This window comes from Paraburkholderia bannensis NBRC 103871, assembly GCF_000685015.1.
Classification (GTDB): domain Bacteria; phylum Pseudomonadota; class Gammaproteobacteria; order Burkholderiales; family Burkholderiaceae; genus Paraburkholderia; species Paraburkholderia bannensis.
This window is the reverse complement of the sequence record NZ_BAYA01000013.1, coordinates 207,700-224,494: the sequence shown is the minus strand read 5'-3', so window position 1 is coordinate 224,494 and position 16,795 is coordinate 207,700. Positions and strand designations below refer to the sequence as shown.

Genomic DNA, 16,795 nt, shown 5'->3' with positions numbered 1-16,795 from the left:
TTAGCTGGGTGGGACGCGCGAGGGCGGCAGTGGGGAAGCGGGCGCGGCGGCGCGAAAGAAGCGCTGGCCGTCGATATCGAGTTGTTCGACCGGGGCGCGATACAGCGCGCTTACGGTCTGCGCAGTGAGGACGTCGCGCGGCGGGCCGTCGGCGACGATGCGCCCGCCCTCCAGCAGCGCCACGCGCGTGGAGAGATTGCACGCGTCGTCGGGGCGGTGATTCGTGTTGACGATTGCGTAGCCGCTGGCCGCGAGCGCAGCGAGGCGCTCCAGCAGGCGCAGGTGCTGGCCGTAGTCAAGGCCAGCAAACGGCTCGTCGAGCAGCAGGATGCGCGCGCCCTGGGCGAGCGCGCGTGCGAGCATCACGCGCTGGCGTTCGCCGCCCGAGAGTGCGCCATAGTCGCGTCGCGCGAGATGCGCGACCTGCATGTCGGCCATTGCGGCGGCGATGGCGGCGCGGTCTTCGGCGCGCGGCGCACTCATGAGGCCGCGATGCGGCAGGCGGCCGAGTGCGACGACCTGCTCGACGGTGTAGGGAAATTGCGGCACGTGATATTGCGGCACCCACGCTACGTGTTGCGCAATCGTGCGGCGCGTGTGGCGGCGCAAGGGGCGATCGAGCAGGTGCACTTCGCCCGCAGCGGGTGCAATGAGGCCGAGCAGCACGCGCAACAGCGTGCTTTTACCCGCGCCGTTTACGCCGAGCAAAGACACCAGTTCGCCTGCACGAACGCTGAAGTTCACGCCATCAAGAACACAGGCGTGCGCGCGCCGCACGACGATATCGCGGCAGGAGAGCGAGAGCGATCCGGACATGGGCCTAGCGTCCATCGCGGCGCAGCGTGCGCAGGACGGCCACGAACGCCACCGCGCCGCCCAGTTCGGTGACGACGCCCAGCGGTATCTCGGCGCTCGCGACGCTGCGCGCGCAGGTATCGGCGAGCATGAGCGCGATGGCGCCCACGAGCGCACTCATCGGCAGTACGTAGCGATTCGATGCGCCCACAAGCGGTCGCACGAGATTGGGCACCAGCAAGCCGATCCAGCCGATCATGCCCGCGAGCGCGACGGTCAATGCGCTCACGAGCGTCGCCAGCGCCATCACGCCCGGGCGGATCGCGGTGACGGGCACGCCCAGGCTGCGCGCTTCGTCGTCGCTGAGCGCGAGAGCGTCGATGAGCGGCGCGGCGATGCACAGCAGCAGCGTGCCCAGTGCGAGCGGCGCAGCGGCCCACGCGAGGTCGTGCCAACCAGTCTGCGCGAGCGAGCCGAGCAGCCAGTACACGATGGCGGGCAACTGGTTGAGCGGATCCGCGACGTACTTGAGCAGCGAAACCAGCGCGGAAAACAGCGCATTGCTCACGAGGCCGCCAAGCAGCAGCGTGAGCACGCCGCCGCGCTCGCCGCGCGCATCGGCAATCCCGCCGATCAACGCCGCCGCGCCCACGCCCACGCCCATGGCGAGAATGCCGCCCACGAACGCGCTCGCCTGGATCCACATGGCGTGCGTGTTGCCGCTGCCGAGCACGATGGCGAGCGCCGCGCCAAATGCCGCGCCACCCAGCACGCCCAACAGTCCCGGCGAAACCAGCGGGTTGCGAAACACGGCCTGATACGTCGCACCCGATGTGCAAAGCGCCGCGCCGATCAGCGCCGCCGCCACGAGACGCGGCAGGCGCGCTTGCATCACGACGGCGTGCAGCAAGGCGCCGTGCGCGCTATCGGCCAGCGGCGCGTGCAGATGCAGCGCCGCGAGCAACGTCAACGCGACCTGGCCGGGCGCGAGCGGGAGGCGCCCCACGCATAGCCCGAGCCACGCCACCAGCGGCACGCCAGCGAGCGCCACGCACAAAGCAATGGTGCGTTTGTCCACCGGCTTTAAGGCGAATTGACAGAAATGAGAAAACTTCGATATCGGCATTGCGATGAGAGAGGCGACGCGTAATACGCCGCGCTTCTCATTGAATTCGGCCAAAAGCCAAGGGATAAACGGCTGATGCCGCCTGCGAATACGAAATATCTTACCGGATATAACGTTTTTGATCCGACAGGATGCAACTGCGACAAATCAGCGCGCCGATATTCGAAGTGTTCCGGCATGCACCGGAATAAAGCGTGAATGGATGGTGTTATTGCGTGCAGACAGAACGCGTGATCGCTGGAAATTCCGATGCGCCCGGATGGCCGAGCACATAACCGCAGCGCGACGCGGAGACTTCGGCGCGGTCGGAAGGCGCGAAGGGATACGAATTTTTTTCGTCGGCGGCGGTCGTGCCCGTCAGCCACGCGCGATAGAGCTGCGCCTTGACCTGGATGGGCGCGACGCCGTGGCGTCCCGCGGGGTTATCGGCGGCGTGCGCGGAGACGGAAGTCAGCGCCGGCAGCGCGGCGGCGAGCGACAGAAGGCAAAGCGCGAGGGAGCGTTTCATGGCGTATTTCCTCAATGACGGGTAACAAAGGCGGGGCAAGACTTATTTTTGCGGCGAATGACGGGAATATCGTCGTTTCGCACTGCCTATTTTGAGCGCCGGTCACGACAGCATCATTGCGGGCGAATTAAACTTTATTTATTGGCATTTGCGCGATGAACGCGTGCTTTCACAAAACTAAAACTATTTTCATGTTCGGGTATGGGTGGTTTGCGATACTGGACGGGAAGGCGGGGAAATGCGGGGAAATACGATGAAAATGAGTCTCTGGCGCAGCACGACATTCCGGCTGTTGATGATCTATGCGCTGGTGTTCTCGGCTTCCATGTCCGCGCTCGTCTACCTGAACTATTGGCAGTCGGCGTCTTACACCGCGCGCGAGGCCGACTACAACATCAACTGGCAGTTCGCGTATTTTTCGGCGCTCGCGCCTGCCCAGGTGCCCGCACAACTGGACGCGCATATTCGCAGCCAGATCCAGCGTCCCGTGAACTTCTACGGCCTGTTTTCGCCCGACAAGCGCTGGCTTGCCGGCGATATCGCGCGCATGCCGCATCACCTGACCGAAAACGGCGTCGGCGTGTGGGACAGGCCGTTTCTGATCGGGCCCGCGACGGTGCATCCTCAATATCTGCGCACGCGCGTCACGCGTCTGCCCAATGGCAATCTGCTGGTTGTCTCGCGCGACGTGGGCGAGATGGCGCGCCTGCGCGAGACCATGCTCGGCGGTCTTGCCGGCAGCGCGGCGCTGGTGTTGCTGGGCGGCCTGGGCGTGGGCGCGCTGGTGTCCACGTCGCAATTGCGACGCGTGAAAGCGGTGCGTCGCGTGGCGCAGGACATCGCGGCGGGCGACCTCGACGCGCGTTTGCCCGATGGCGGGCGCGACGAAATCAGCTGGCTTTCGCAGATCGTCAATCACATGCTCGATGAGGTCTCGCGCCTCATGCACGAGGTCAAGGGCGCCTGCGACGGCATTGCGCACGACCTGCGCACGCCGCTCGTGCGGGTGCGCTCGCATCTCGCGCGCGTGCCGCTGGAGCGGCTGGACGGCGACCACGCGAGTCTCGTCGACCAGGCCACGCGCGGCGTCAACGACGTACTGCGCCGCTTTACGGCAATGCTGCGTATTTCGGAGATCGAATCAATGCGGCGGCGCGCGGGCTTCGGCGATGTTGCGCTCGACCGGCTCTGCGCCGAAGTGGCCGACCTCTATCAGCCGCTCGCCGCTGACAAGCAGATCGACCTCGCGCTGCAACTGGAGCGCGTGGACGTGATACGCGCCGACTATGCGCTGCTGTTCGAAGCGCTCGCGAACCTGCTCGACAATGCCATCAAGTTCACGCCCTCTGGCGGGCGCGTAGGCCTGCATGTGTCGATGGGCGCGCAGGGGCCGAGCGTATACGTGAGCGACAACGGCCCCGGCATTCCCGAATCGGAGCGCATGGCGGTGTTTCAGCGCTTTTATCGCAGCGAGCGCACACGTGAAGCGCCGGGCTCGGGGCTTGGGCTTTCGTTGGTGCAGGCGGTCATGCGCATGCATGGCTTTGGCCTGGCGCTGGCGCACGAGCGTCCGGGTTTGCGCGTCACGCTCGACTGCTGGGCCTATGCGGGTGCGCGGGTGCGCGAAGCGGAGACGAAAGACGCGTAGAAAGGAATGCGAAAGTATTCTGAAAGCAGCGCCAGGCGGGCCATACGGCGAATGCATATGACTCGCATATGACCCTAAAGCGCGCGTCGATTATTGCCGTTATCGAAAGTATCGCAACGACTATCCGGCTCCTGCCGGCACCCGCAGCATGCGCAATTTAACGGTTAGGGCCAGCCTGCTGGCGATCCTCGTGGTTTTCTCGACGATGATTTTGCTCGGCGGCGTCGTAGGCATCGTTGCGCTCCATAGCGCCAATACGAACACGCAAGGGCTGCACGAGATGGCGCGGCAAACCATTCTCGTCAACGACGCGTACAAGGACACCGCGCGCACGCGTTCGGCGCTGATGCGCGCCTATACCGCGCTCAAGGAGCGCAATGACGCGGCAGGACGCGATTCCGCGCTCAAGAGCGCGCAGCGCACGCTCGACCTGTCCGCGAGCGAGACCCAGTCGTTCGAGAAAGCCGCGCCGTTCGACGGCATGGACACGGCGCTCAAGGCGCAGCTCGTCGATTCCGCGGGGCAGCTTGCCGCAAGCCTCACACGTGCGCGTGACGCGCTCGCGAGCGGCGACACCTCGGCTTACGCGAACCTCAACGACACCGCGATCACCACATCGGGCCAGGCCTATTCGGCCAACGTCGAGAAGTTCCAGCAGCTCGCAAACCAGCTGTCCGAAGCGGCGCTGGCGAGCGGCAATACGCAGTATCAGTGGGTCGTCGGCATGGTGGTGCTGGGCGTGGGCCTTGCGCTCGCGCTGATCGTGGCGACTCACTTCGCGCTGCGCCGCGTGGTCTCCGCCCCGCTCGCGCAGGCCGCCGACGTGCTCGACCGCATCGCCTCGAACGATCTCACGGTGCGCGTGCCGCCCGCGAGCGGCAACGAAATCGGCCTGCTGTTTGCGGCGATGCATCGCATGCAGTCGGGTCTCACGCAGACCGTTTCGGGCGTGCGCGACAGCTGCGAAGCGATTCACACGGCGGCGCGCGAAATCGCGGCGGGCAATCTCGACCTGTCGAGCCGCACCGAGGAACAATCGGCGTCGCTCGAAGAAACTGCCGCGAGCATGGAGCAACTGACGTCGACGGTGCGCCAGAACGCGGAGCATGCGCGCGAAGCCAGCACGCTGGCGGGCGGCGCGGCCGATCTTGCGCAACAAGGCGGCGATGTCGTGAGCCGCGCCGTGCGCACGATGGCTGACATCAGCGCGAGCTCGAAGAAGATCGCGGAAATCACCGGCATGATCGACAGCATCGCGTTCCAGACCAATATCCTGGCGCTCAACGCGGCGGTGGAGTCGGCGCGTGCAGGCGAGCAGGGCCGCGGCTTCGCCGTGGTGGCGGGCGAGGTGCGCACGCTCGCGCAGCGTAGCGCGGGTGCGGCGCGCGAGATCAAGGATCTCATCGGCCAGTCGATCGAGCACGTTGCAAGCGGCAACGCGCTGGTGACGCAGGCGGGCAATACGATGGGCGAGATCGTCGGCGCGGTGCGCAATGTCGCGACGCTGATGGGCGAAATCACCACGGCCACGGCCGAGCAGAGCGATGGCATCGAGCAGGTCGGCCATGCGGTGAGCCAGATGGATCAGGTCACGCAGCAGAACGCTGCGCTGGTGGAAGAGGCGGCGGCCGCTGCGAGCGCGCTGGAGGCGCAATCGCAGCGCATGCGCGAGGCGGTGTCGGTGTTCCGTCTCGCGCATGCATAAGCGCTTTGAAGCAGGTTTAAAGCAGGTTTAAAGCGCGTTTAGAGCCGCGATGCAAAGCGGCGTTTAAACGCGCACCGATAACCGCAGCATTACTGCGGAATCACAAAGAGCATCGCTGCGAACACGGCATAGAGCCAGCCCACGTGCGTGAGCTGGCGGCTCTTGACCTGCGGGGCGCGAAACGACCATTGCAGGAACAGGATCGCCAGCATCGTCATCACGGCGGCGAGAATCGACGGCGCGCCCAGGTGCCACGACGTGAAGAACAGGCCGAACGCCGTGGGAATGGTCGCCTGAATCATCATCGCGCCGCTGATGTTCGCCAGTGCGAGGCGCTCCTTGCCCTGGCGCACCCAGATGATCGCGTTCATGATTTCGGGCAGTTCGGTCGCGATCGGGCTGAACAGCAGTGCGGTCAATTGAGGGCTCAAGCCAAGCCACGGGCCCACGGCGCTGATCTGCTGCACGAACAGGTGCGAAGCGAAAAAGATCACCACCAGCGCGCCAACAGTCTGCGCAAGGATCCACACCATCGCCGGGTTGGCGTCGCGCGGGCGCAGCTTGAGCGGTTCGAGATCGCCGCCTTCTTCCTCGTGCTCGCCGCCGTCGTCGCTCAGTTCCTTCCAGCAATACACCGCGTAGGCCGCGAGAAACGCAATGCCCAGCAGCGGCTTGAAGTGGAACACCACGAGGCCGAGCCCGATCTTCGCCACGAAGATCGCGAGGAACCAGAGCTGGTCGCGGCGCAGTCGGCGCGTATCGGCGTCCACGGTGCCTGCGCGGGCGCGGCCTGCGCGGGCGGCCGTCGCGAGCAGCGCGACGCCCACCACGGCATAGGCGATGGTGCTGAGCGCGAGCGGGCCGCCGATCGCAGCGCCAATGCCAATTTCCTTGTGCGCGGCATCGCCGCCGAATGCAACGGCCACGAGCGTGACCACGCTCTCAGGCAAGGCTGTGCCGAACGCGGCCAGGATCGTGCCGGTGGCGGTCTGCGTGATATTGAGCTTCTGCCCGAGCCATTCGACGCCATTGACGAACGTCTCGCAGGACAGATAGATGATGCCGGCAGCGGCAATGAGCAGGGCGAACGTCCAGATCATGACGCACGCTCCAGGCAATGGAAGCGGGAATTGAGGGACATTGTTGTAGTGATATTCCACGGGCCGGACGGATAGACCAATGACGCAATCCCCCCGCCCAGCCCGGGTGTAAGGGACGACGTCATAGGTCTCGTCAGGCCGAAGAACGGCTGCCGGCGCCATGGCAAAACTGCCAATTATGTTGACGACGGCGCCCCGCGCATTGCGCGCAAGGCAGACTACTCCCCTAAGACCCGCGCATTATAGCGTAGGAACGTGATGCTGCCGAATTTTCGCGGCGCGTTGCACCTGCACCATGAAAAACGCGCATGACGCCTGTGGGGCGCCATGCGCGTGCGGCACGGCGCGCCGCATTGCGTGCGCCGTGCCGTGTTCCGCTTTCCAGTCTGACGAATCAGCCTGGAGAATCAGCCAAAAAACGCCGATCAGAAGTGGTGGCGCACGCCGATCATCGCCATCGCCTGCTTGTTCGTCGTCGCGTCGTTGCCGAAGTCGCCGAACGATGCCGTCGCGTTCACGAGCGCGCCCGTGTCGGCGTCGATCGTGTGGCCCGAGGCCTTCTGGTAGCCCGCGAGCACGTAGATGTCCGTGCGCTTGGAGAGGAAGTAGTCGCCGCCCAGCGTGAACTGGTTGTAGCTGGCGTTCACGCCGTTGCCGCTGCCCTTGGTGTAGTTGTAGCCGAAGCCCAGCAGCGCCATCGGCGTGACCTGGTAGTTCAGGAAGAACTGTCCCGTGTTGAACTTCGTGTCGCTGTTCGAACCGGCTGCGCTCACGTAGTTCGCGTAGTCGACGTTGCTGTAGCTCACGCCCACCTGGAACGGGCCGTAGTTGTAGTTGCCCACCGCACGGATGATCTGCAGCGAATTGGCCGACACGAAGCCGCCCGAGATCGCCGACGAATCGACGTTGACGTCGGTGTTCGGGTCGAGACCGTCGAACGACGCGGCCTTGCCGCTGTTGCTGTTGGCCTTGAAGTAGCCCGCGCCGAAGCCGAACGGCCCGTGGTTGTACGCCGCCGCGACGGCCCAGGTCTGACCCGCGCCAATGCTGCCTGCCTGGCCGCCGAACGCGTACATCGCGCTCACTTGCAGGCCGGCCCAGTTCGGGCTCGTGTACTTGACCGAGTTGTTGGTGCGGTAGCTGTTGTCGTAGTTGTCGATGTCGCCCGGCGTCGCAAACGCGGAGCCGAAGTTGACGTCATCGGTCATCGGCTGGAGCAGGTCGATCAGCGGATCGTACTGGCGACCCAGCGACACCGTGCCGCCCGTATTCGAATTCAGGCCCACCATCGCGGTACGGCCGAACATGCGGCTACCCTGGCCCTGCTTGCCGTTATCGATATTGAAGCCGCTCTCGAGCTTGAAGATCGCCGACAGGCCGTTGCCGAGATCTTCCGTGCCCTTCAAGCCCCAGAGGTTCGGCGAGACATTGCCCGACATCATCTGGAACGTGTTGCCCGAACCATTCTTGCCGGCCTGGTTGCCGAAGAACGCGACCGAGGTGTCGAGTGCGCCGTAGAGCGTGACGCTGCTTTGTGCGTGGGCTGCGACGGATGCGAGCGATGCCAGTGTTGCCGCGAGAGCGAGAGTGGTTTTTTTCATTGATGGATATTCATTAAAAAGTTGCGTGAGAGAGCATTCGCTTCATGAAATCGAATCGCGGCGGCGGAGGCACGCCGGCCGGGTTCAGGGGGCGATTATGCGTAACGCACCTGATCGATGAATTTGAAAACCTGAAAGACTGAGTTTCAAAAAACGCAGCGCGGCGTAGCGCCCGTCTGGACAGTGCCGCAAGCGCATAGCCTGCGAAGGTGTTGTTTTTTTGCGGCTATTTGCGGCTGTCTGTAGCGTGGCAAGACGCCATGTCTGCCTGGCGTGGCGCAGAAAGATGCGTGTTTAAAAGCCAATCGAAAGACTCGACAATGGCGCGCGCCGTGATTTCAACATGGCGCAGACGATCAGGACACTTGAGTGAATCGGCGTTTATTCAAGCGTACGCCGTGCATGAGCACCCGCTTAAACATTTCTTCATTTTCCTGCGGATATTCGCGCAGGTTCGCGCCTCTATCCTTGCCGCACGAATTGATTAACGGCATCAGCCAGGTGGCTGGAAAGGAGCCTGAAGTGAAGAAGAGTTGGAGTGGCGCGCTTGCCGTCTTGCTGGTGTCCATGTCGGCGCTGGCGCATGCACAAGGTACGCAGGGCGACCTGCATGCGGAGCAAACACCGGCATCCACTACGGCGGTCAATACTGCCGCTGCGCCTGCGCCGGCATGGAACAGCGACGGCGACGCGCATATCACGCGCGCCCAGGTCTACCACGAGCTTGTGCAGGCGCAGAACGACGGTCAGCTCAAGACCCTGAATAGCACGCTCTACGCGCATCACTGACGCATCGCCGATACGTCATCGAACGCAACCGTCATGCCGGCCTGGCCGCGCGACGTGACGGCATTCGCATCGCGGCCAATCATCCGAGTTTCGATCCCATGAAATCACGCATTGTCACTTACATCGTGCGCGCGGCGCTTTGCGCCGTGGCGACGGCGGCCATCTCGGGCTGCGCCAACCTGCATCCGCAACCGAATGGCCCCGGCGACTGCGTCGGGCCGCCGGATTACTGCGTGCCGTTCTTCGGTTCCTGAGGTGCAGCGCTTGACGCATGTGCGGCCTGCCGTACGTGCGTCAAGTCGATGATCTCGCCGGACTGGCCATCCGTGGACGGCAGCGCGGGCACCGTGCTGTCCTTCATCAGCCAGTTGTCCGATTTGTACGTATTGGAGCGTGCCTGCATATAGCCGTAGCGATCGGCGGCAATCGCCTGAAGCATCGCACCGTCCTTCACGATAACGGGCCGCAGGAAGATGAGCAGGTCTTTCTTCTCGCGGCTTTTCGTTTCGTGCCTGAACAACGCGCCAATGACGGGGATCTTCGAAATCCACGGCGTGCGCGTATTGCCGTTGGTGTAACTGTCGCTGATCAGACCGCCTAACGCGACGATCTGCCCATCGTCCGCAAGAATAGTGGTCTGCAACGAGCGCTTGTCGATCGTAAATCCACCGGACTGGGTGGAGGTGTCGCTTTCGACGCTCGAATCTTCCGAATAAACCTGCATGGTGATGGTGCCGCCTTCGTTGATCTGCGGCTTCACGTTCAAGATGACGCCAACGTCCGTGCGGCTATAGGTATTGAAGGCGTTCGCAGCGGAAGAACTCGACGAACTGGTCGAATAGGAACCGGATTCGATCGGCACGTTGCTGCCCACCAGGATGCGCGCCTCGTGATTGTCGAGCGTGACGAGGCTCGGCGTGGACAGCACATTCACATCGGAATTCGTTTGCAGCGCGCGAAAGAGGCCCTTGGTGCCCAGAATATTCCCGAATCCCGCCACGACGCCGACGTCCGTGGTGGTTTCGGCAAGCGATTCGAGGCCTGATGTCGTCATCCATTCGATACCGAATTCGCCGTCCTTTTCTGAATTGACCTCCATGATGAGCGATTCGATATACACCTGCACCTTGCGCTGATCGAGTCGCGCAATCACGGTGCTGAGATTGCGGAAGACCGGTTCCGGCGCGGTGATGATGAGCGAGTTTGTCGAGGTGTCCGCGACGATTTCGCCCGAACCCTTGTCGTCCTGATCGTCGCCGGAATGCGATTGTGACGAGCCGCTTCCCGTAGAGCTACTGGAGCCCGACGACGTCGTGCTCTTTGACGACGAACTGTCTGATCCGCTCGGCAACGGCGGCAGCGAGCCATTGCTGTTGGGCAGCCCCGAAGAACTTTGCGAGCTTGAACCGAGCACCGCGCTCGCCAGCGAATCGCTACTGCCGCTCGATTGTCCCAGGATGCCGCGCAGCGTTTTGGCGAGTTCGGTGGCGTCCGCGTTGCGCAGGGTGACGATGTGAATATTGCCAGGCGCGCGCGTCGGCGTATCGAGCTTGATGATGAGCGACTGTGCTTCGTCCAGGCGGGCCGCGCTGCTCGAACGCAGGATGATCGCGTTGCTGCGCGTGTCCGCGGTGGCGACCACTTTCTGCGTCGGGTCGCTATTGCCGATGCCGCTCAGATCCAGCACTTTCGCGGCCTGCTGGGCAACGTCCGTCGCATCCGCGAAGTTCAGTTGCACGACCGCGATGTGCGGTGCGGAAGCCGCTTCCATTCCCGCGATGATCGCGGCAATTCTTTGCACGTTGTCCGCGTAGTCGGTCACGACCAGCGTGTTGTTGCTGGCGTTCGCCGTGACCGTGTTGTTCGGCGAAATCAGTTGCCGCAACACCGGCTGCAGCGTAGCGGCCGACTCGCGATGAAGCTGAAATACCTGCGTGATGATCTGGTCGCCCTTCGCGACGGGCTGGTTGCCGACGAAAGTGGGCACGCCGTGATTCTTTGCGTCCACTTCGGGCACGACCTTCAGGACGCCGTGATCTTGCAGCAACGAAAATCCGCGCATACGCAGGGCGGACTGCAAGGTCTTGAGCGCTTCGTCTTCGGGAACGGGCTCGCTGGAAACCAGATCGATCTGACCTTTGACGCGCGGATCGACGATGATGGTCTTGCCCGTCGCTTCGCCAATGGCGTGCGCCACTGCGCCGATATCCGCATGCGCGAAGTTCATGACTACAGTCGCGGCGGCGATGCGCGCATAGCAGGCGAGTAATGTGCCCACCGCGCCCACCGCGAGTAGCGTTGCCCGTCGTCTGGTCGAGCGCAGGAGCGGAACCGATGTTCCGCGTTGAGATTCATTCATTGTTGCGTTGGCTGTGCGGGACGACATGTCTCGCCGGAAGGCGAAAAGCGTCGCAGTCTATTTTTTCAACAAGACGTGCGAGTGACGGCCAACGATCGCCAGATTAACAATTCTTGCAAGGCGGGATTCGCGTTTCTTTACGAATCATGGCGATAGCGAATCGATCGGGATAGAAACGGTAATGGAAATCGCGAAGGGATTAGCGCATTGCGCAACCGGCCAGCAACGTCGAGGAATGCGCTGCCCGTTGCGCACACATCAAATATCAGTGACAGCCGGGCGGCGGCCCGTCAGGTGGCGGGCCATCCGCATGATGCGGCGGCGCCGACCCGTTGAATTGCGGCGGCGGGGCATCGCCGGGTTTTGCGTGCGAGGGCGGCGGCCCGGGCGGAGGCCCGCCACAAGGCGGGCGCGGCGGCTTGCCCGAAGCGGTATCGGGGCCGCCGTCGTACTGCTGGGCAAGCGCCAACGACGACGCGCATCCCAATACAACGAGGGCAAAGAGAGCCTTGAGTTTCACGATTCGCTCCATCGGCTACCGGCCGAAGCGGGCGTTGCGCCTTCATGCCATCGTGGCGCACACGCTTGGAGATAAAACGGCTTCGAAGTATTGCGCAAATTCTTCAAGCTGTGAGTCCCGGATTATTGATTCGATATACGAATTATTAAAAGAGGTGCAGGAAAGATTCGGAAATAAAGCAGGAAAGGTGATGAAATGCACCCTACGTTACGACGTCACATTGCAATTGCATGATTCCGTCGCCTGAGAAAAGCAATGCAATGGCAACACAAAAACATCTACGTCAATAAGAAGGGGATTGTGATGCGTCGTACCGTCTGGACAGCCATAGCGTTGGCTGCCACTGCAAATTGGCTGGCCGCTTGCGGCAGCAACACGACAAGCACGGTGAGCGCGCAGGACGCGCTGACCACCGCCACGCCGATCAAGCACCTTGTGGTGATCTACGGCGAGAACGAGTCGTTCGATCATTATTTCGGCACCTATCCGAATGCGGACAACCCGTCCGGCGAGCCCGCATTCACCGCAGCCTCCGGCACGCCGACCGTCAACGGCCTGACGACCACGCTGCTCACCGACAACCCGAATTCCTATAACGCCACCAATCTCACCATCTCGGGCATTACGGCGGCGTATCTCCAGCCGTTCCGGATCGACCGCGCCCAGGCCAACACCGCTTCGCAGAACCATAACTACAGCCCCGAGCAGGAGGCTGAAGACAATGGCGCGATGGACGAGTTTGCCTACTACACGGGCAAGGCCACCACCACCGGCTCGGGCGTGTTCGACACGAAGGGCATGGTGATGGGTTACTTCGACGGCAACACCGTCACGGCGATGTGGAACTACGCGCAGCACTTCGCGATGAACGACAACGCCTATACGGGGACGTTCGGGCCGTCGACGCCGGGCGCGCTCGAAGTGATCTCGGGGCAGACCAACGGCGTGACGCTCACGACTGGCACCAGCACCAACAGCACGACCATCTCCGGCGGCACGTCGCTGAGCACGCAGGCGATCGCGGACGGCGCAGACGGTTTCTCGCTGATTGGCGACCTCGACCCGACCAACGACGCCTGCACGATCTCGAACGACAGCAGCACCACGGTCACGGCCGCGATGAGCTCGTCGAACAAGAACATCGGCGACCTGCTGAATTCGGCGGGCATTACGTGGGGCGGCTTCATGGGCGGCTTCAATTTGTCGACGACCAACGCCAACGGCACGACGGGCTGCACCCGCAGCACGTATTCGTCGGTGCTGAACTCGACGGTCGTAGACTATGTGCCGCACCATGCATGGTTCCAGTACTACACGACGACGTCGAACCCGGCGCATACGCGCCCGACCTCGACGGCCGACATCGGCTACACCGAGCCGAAGGACAGCACGTCCACGCCGGTTCATCACCAGTACGACGTCAACGACTTCTATACCGCGGTGAAGGCGGGCAATTTCCCGTCCGTGAGCTTCCTGAAGGCGCCTGCCGTCCAGGATGCGCACCCGGGCAATTCGGATCCGCTGGACGAGCAGTCGTTCGTGACCAACGTCGTCAATTTCCTGGAAGAACAGCCGGACTGGAAGAACACCGCGGTCATCATCGCCTATGACGATTCGGACGGCTGGTACGACCACCAGTACATCACGCCGACCAGCGCGTCGTACTCGACCAACGACTACCTGAACGGCACGAGCACCTGCGGCACGGGCACCGCGCCGCTCGGCGTCACGGGCTCGCCGGTCAATGGCCGCTGCGGCCCGGGTACGCGTACGCCGTTCATCGTGATCTCGCCGTGGGCGCGGAGCAATTACGTGGACAGCACGGCCATCACGCAGGCCTCGATCACGCGGTTCATCGAGGACAACTGGCTGGGCGGCACGCGCATCGGCAGCGGATCGTTCGACGCATCGGCGGGCAGCATCCTGGGCATGTTCAATTTCAGCGGCAGCGGCAACAACTCCGTGCTGTACCTGGATTCGAGCCTCGGCACCAAACTGTCATCGGCGCCTGCCATATCGGTCACCAACTAGCGGCGCTGTGTTCCTCGCCTGCGTCATGCGCGCAGGCGGGGCTTATCCGGTTCGTGACCGTACTGACGAGCCAGCGTGATGCGCTGGCTCGATTTGCCGTTGTGTAGCGCGTTAACTTCTCGTTGTCGTCATCATGAATTCTCGTTTGAATGTCGTTGCGCACGCAACCACGGGAGGCAACAAGCCTTCCACCGGGCGGGCGCGGTATCGCTTCGTGCTGTGGGCTGCGCTTGCCGGCCTGCTGATCCTGGCGGCGTGCGGCGCCTATGCCTTCAATCATCCCGAGCGTATGCCGGAGGCCATCGGCGGCATGCTTGAAGACCGCTTTGGGGTGAATCCGCATCCGGTTCACCTGATGAAGCCGCAAAATGCGCCGTTGAGCGTGCTCGCGCAGATCGGCAAGCAGATTTTCTACGATCAATCGTTGTCCGCTTCCGGCACGCAGTCCTGCGCCTCGTGCCATAGCCCACAGCATTCGTATGGGCCGCCGAACGCGCTTTCGGTGCAACTGGGCGGTGCAGATATGACGCAGCACGGCTACCGTCCGCCGCCTTCGCTGGCGTATCTTTATCGGCAGGCCAATTTCAGCATCGGCCCCGATGCGCCCGACATGGACGTCGCGCCGGTGAGTCTCACCACGACCGCGCAACAGGCGCAAGGCGTGACGCGCGCGCAGAAGAATGCAGGCGTCGCGCCCGCCGCGCCCGCGATGGTGCCGCAAGGCGGCCTGTTCTGGGATGGCCGCGCCGACACGTTGCAGGCGCAAGCGATGGGGCCGCTGTTCAATCCAGTGGAAATGGCCAATACGAGCGAAGCCGAAGTCGCGCGCAAGCTCGAACGCGGCGGGTATCTCGCGAAGCTCAGGAAGCTGTTCGGGCCCGCGGTGTCGTCCGGGTCGTCGATGCTGGTCGACGAGGCGATGTCCGCCGTCAGCCGCTACCAGATCGAAGACGCATCGTTCCACGAGTTCAACAGCAAGTACGACTACTGGCTGGAGGGCAAGGCGCGCTTGAGTCAGGCGGAACTGCGCGGGCTGCGTCTTTTCAATGACCAGGACAAGGCGAACTGCGCGGGCTGCCACTTGAGCCAGCCGGGCCGCGACGGCCTGCCGCCGCTCTTCACCGACACGCAATATGAAGCGCTGGGCGTGCCGCGCAATGCGGAACTGGCGCAAAACAAGGATCCGAAGTTCTTCGACATGGGAATTTGCGGCCCGTATCGCCAGGATCTCGCGAGCCAGACGCAATACTGCGGCATGTTCCTCACGCCGACGCTGCGCAATTCCGCGACCCGCCAGGTGTTTTTCCACAACGGCGTCTATCACGACCTCAAGCACGTGATGGACTTCTACAACCTGCGCGAAACCGCTCCGGACAAGATCTATCCGCATGACGCGAGCGGCAGGCCGCAGAAGTACAACGATATTCCCGCGAAGTACGCAGCGAATATCGACGTGGCCGATGCTCCGTTCGACCGCAAGTTCGGCGACAAACCTGCAATGTCGGAGCAGGACATCGACGACATCATCGCCTTCCTGAAGACGTTGAATGACGGCTACGAGCAATAAGCGCAAGTCACGCGGCTTCACGATGATCGAAGTGCTTGTGGCGCTCGCCATCATTGCCGTGGCGCTGGCGGCTTCGATGCGGGCGGTCGGCAACCTGGCGTCCAGCGAGGCCGACTTGCACCGGCGCTTGCTGGCGGGCTGGAGCGCCGACAACGTACTGGCGGAGCTGCGCCTCGCGCATGCGTGGCCGTCGCTGGGGGTGACGCAGTTCGACTGCTCGGAGGGCAACCTCGTCCTGATGTGCACGCAAAGCGTGAGCACTACGCCGAACCCGTTGTTCAGGCGCGTGCAGATCTCCGTCACCGCGCCGGGACATAAAGGCAACCTGGCGCAACTCATGACGATGTTCGACGATGAAACCAGCCGTTCGTTATAAGCGCCGTACGCTCACGCGTGCGTATGCACAGGAAAGCGGCTTCACGCTGCTCGAATTGCTGGTGGCGGTGGCGATCCTTGCGGTCGTCGCGGTGCTGGCGTGGCGCGGTCTGGACGCCATTGCGCGAGGCCGCGACGCGATCTCGCGCTCGATGGCCGACGAGCGTGTTTTCGCGCAGCTGTTCGACCAGATGCGCATTGACGCGCGCCTCGCGGTTTCCGACGACGAAACCGGCGGCAGCGCCGTCGCCGCCGACGCGTCGGGCCTGCAGATCGTGCGCACCTATCCGGCGGCAGCGGGCATGGCGCCGCGTCTTGAAGTGGTGCGTTATCACGTCGCCGAAGGGCTCGTGATCCGCTATGCGTCGCCGCCGATCGGCAACTTCAACCAGCTTCGCCGCGTCATGCGCAAAGGCGAGGACGTCACGTGGAGTTCGGTGCCGCTCATGAATGGCGTGGGCGCGATCCAGGTGCGCATGTACGTGCCGAAGACCGGCTGGACGACGCACATGGACGACGTGCGCAGCGCCATTGCGACCAACGACAACAACCTGACGATTCCGCAACTCGCCACTATGCCGCTGCCGCGCGCGGTCACGGGCGTGCAGGTGAGCATCAGCGCGTCGTCGCTCAAGCGGCCGGTCAGCCGCGCATTCCTGGTGGGAGAGTGA

The 16,795-nt window shown here is 63.3% G+C and carries 15 protein-coding genes and 1 riboswitch; of the genes, 9 read left to right on the top strand and 6 right to left on the bottom strand.

Translation table 11 applies throughout. From position 1 onward, the window contains the following. The 3 genes from BBA01S_RS42000 to BBA01S_RS20900 all read right to left on the bottom strand — a co-directional run bounded on the left by BBA01S_RS42000 (position 1) and on the right by BBA01S_RS20900 (position 2,429). A complete protein-coding gene (locus BBA01S_RS42000) occupies positions 1-816 on the bottom strand; it encodes an ABC transporter ATP-binding protein (RefSeq protein WP_042297602.1) in 816 nt (271 codons plus the stop codon). A gap of 4 nt (positions 817-820) precedes the next feature. Further along, positions 821-1,873 carry a FecCD family ABC transporter permease gene (locus BBA01S_RS20905; protein WP_027818166.1) on the bottom strand — a complete coding sequence of 351 codons (1,053 nt, stop codon included), beginning with the start codon at positions 1,871-1,873 and terminating at the stop codon, positions 821-823. 256 nt (positions 1,874-2,129) lie between these two features. After that, positions 2,130-2,429 carry a hypothetical protein gene (locus BBA01S_RS20900; RefSeq protein WP_027818165.1) on the bottom strand — a complete coding sequence of 100 codons (300 nt, stop codon included), beginning with the start codon at positions 2,427-2,429 and terminating at the stop codon, positions 2,130-2,132. Positions 2,430-2,682: 253 nt separating this feature from the next. On the opposite strand from BBA01S_RS20900, the gene BBA01S_RS20895 reads away from it, so the two are divergent. Then, positions 2,683-4,077 (top strand): sensor histidine kinase, encoded by a 1,395-nt coding sequence (locus BBA01S_RS20895; protein ID WP_052391817.1) that lies wholly within the window; start codon positions 2,683-2,685, stop codon positions 4,075-4,077. Between the two features lie 148 nt (positions 4,078-4,225). Further along, entirely contained in the window at positions 4,226-5,782 is a 1,557-nt protein-coding gene (locus BBA01S_RS20890; protein ID WP_027818163.1) for a methyl-accepting chemotaxis protein, read from the top strand. Between the two features lie 89 nt (positions 5,783-5,871). Here BBA01S_RS20890 and BBA01S_RS20885 read toward each other — a convergent pair whose 3' ends face one another. Both BBA01S_RS20885 and BBA01S_RS20880 read right to left on the bottom strand, forming a co-directional pair. Further along, positions 5,872-6,882: a sodium:calcium antiporter gene (locus BBA01S_RS20885; protein ID WP_027818162.1), complete on the bottom strand. Its 1,011-nt coding sequence runs from the start codon at positions 6,880-6,882 to the stop codon at positions 5,872-5,874. A 62-nt stretch (positions 6,883-6,944) separates the two neighbouring features. Next, positions 6,945-7,134: riboswitch (yybP-ykoY riboswitch) on the bottom strand. A gap of 173 nt (positions 7,135-7,307) precedes the next feature. Beyond that, positions 7,308-8,483 carry a porin gene (locus BBA01S_RS20880; protein ID WP_027818161.1) on the bottom strand — a complete coding sequence of 392 codons (1,176 nt, stop codon included), beginning with the start codon at positions 8,481-8,483 and terminating at the stop codon, positions 7,308-7,310. Between the two features lie 522 nt (positions 8,484-9,005). On the opposite strand from BBA01S_RS20880, the gene BBA01S_RS46000 reads away from it, so the two are divergent. After that, on the top strand, positions 9,006-9,272 hold the full coding sequence (locus BBA01S_RS46000; protein WP_027818160.1) for a DUF4148 domain-containing protein: 267 nt from the start codon (positions 9,006-9,008) through the stop codon (positions 9,270-9,272). Between the two features lie 98 nt (positions 9,273-9,370). Next, complete coding sequence (locus BBA01S_RS47605) at positions 9,371-9,526, top strand: hypothetical protein (RefSeq protein WP_167336029.1); 156 nt, start codon at positions 9,371-9,373, stop codon at positions 9,524-9,526. Here the strand turns inward: BBA01S_RS47605 and BBA01S_RS41995 are convergent. Continuing rightward, the gene (locus tag BBA01S_RS41995; RefSeq protein WP_084162386.1) at positions 9,499-11,631 is read right to left on the bottom strand and encodes a secretin N-terminal domain-containing protein; all 2,133 of its coding nucleotides are present in this window, start codon (positions 11,629-11,631) and stop codon (positions 9,499-9,501) included. The two genes, BBA01S_RS47605 and BBA01S_RS41995, sit on opposite strands and share 28 nt — an antisense overlap. Before the next feature lie 509 nt (positions 11,632-12,140). On the opposite strand from BBA01S_RS41995, the gene BBA01S_RS46905 reads away from it, so the two are divergent. The 5 genes from BBA01S_RS46905 to BBA01S_RS20840 all read left to right on the top strand — a co-directional run bounded on the left by BBA01S_RS46905 (position 12,141) and on the right by BBA01S_RS20840 (position 16,795). Next, on the top strand, positions 12,141-12,398 hold the full coding sequence (locus BBA01S_RS46905) for a hypothetical protein (protein ID WP_167336028.1): 258 nt from the start codon (positions 12,141-12,143) through the stop codon (positions 12,396-12,398). Between the two features lie 56 nt (positions 12,399-12,454). Next, positions 12,455-14,182: a phospholipase C gene (locus BBA01S_RS20855; RefSeq protein ID WP_084162412.1), complete on the top strand. Its 1,728-nt coding sequence runs from the start codon at positions 12,455-12,457 to the stop codon at positions 14,180-14,182. A 133-nt stretch (positions 14,183-14,315) separates the two neighbouring features. Next, positions 14,316-15,749: a cytochrome-c peroxidase gene (locus BBA01S_RS20850; protein ID WP_027818158.1), complete on the top strand. Its 1,434-nt coding sequence runs from the start codon at positions 14,316-14,318 to the stop codon at positions 15,747-15,749. Continuing rightward, positions 15,730-16,125: a type II secretion system minor pseudopilin GspI gene (gene gspI / locus BBA01S_RS20845; RefSeq protein WP_027818157.1), complete on the top strand. Its 396-nt coding sequence runs from the start codon at positions 15,730-15,732 to the stop codon at positions 16,123-16,125. The genes BBA01S_RS20850 and gspI overlap by 20 nt, the downstream gene beginning before the upstream one ends. Next, positions 16,103-16,795 carry a PulJ/GspJ family protein gene (locus BBA01S_RS20840; protein WP_027818156.1) on the top strand — a complete coding sequence of 231 codons (693 nt, stop codon included), beginning with the start codon at positions 16,103-16,105 and terminating at the stop codon, positions 16,793-16,795. Before gspI ends, BBA01S_RS20840 begins: the two co-directional genes overlap by 23 nt.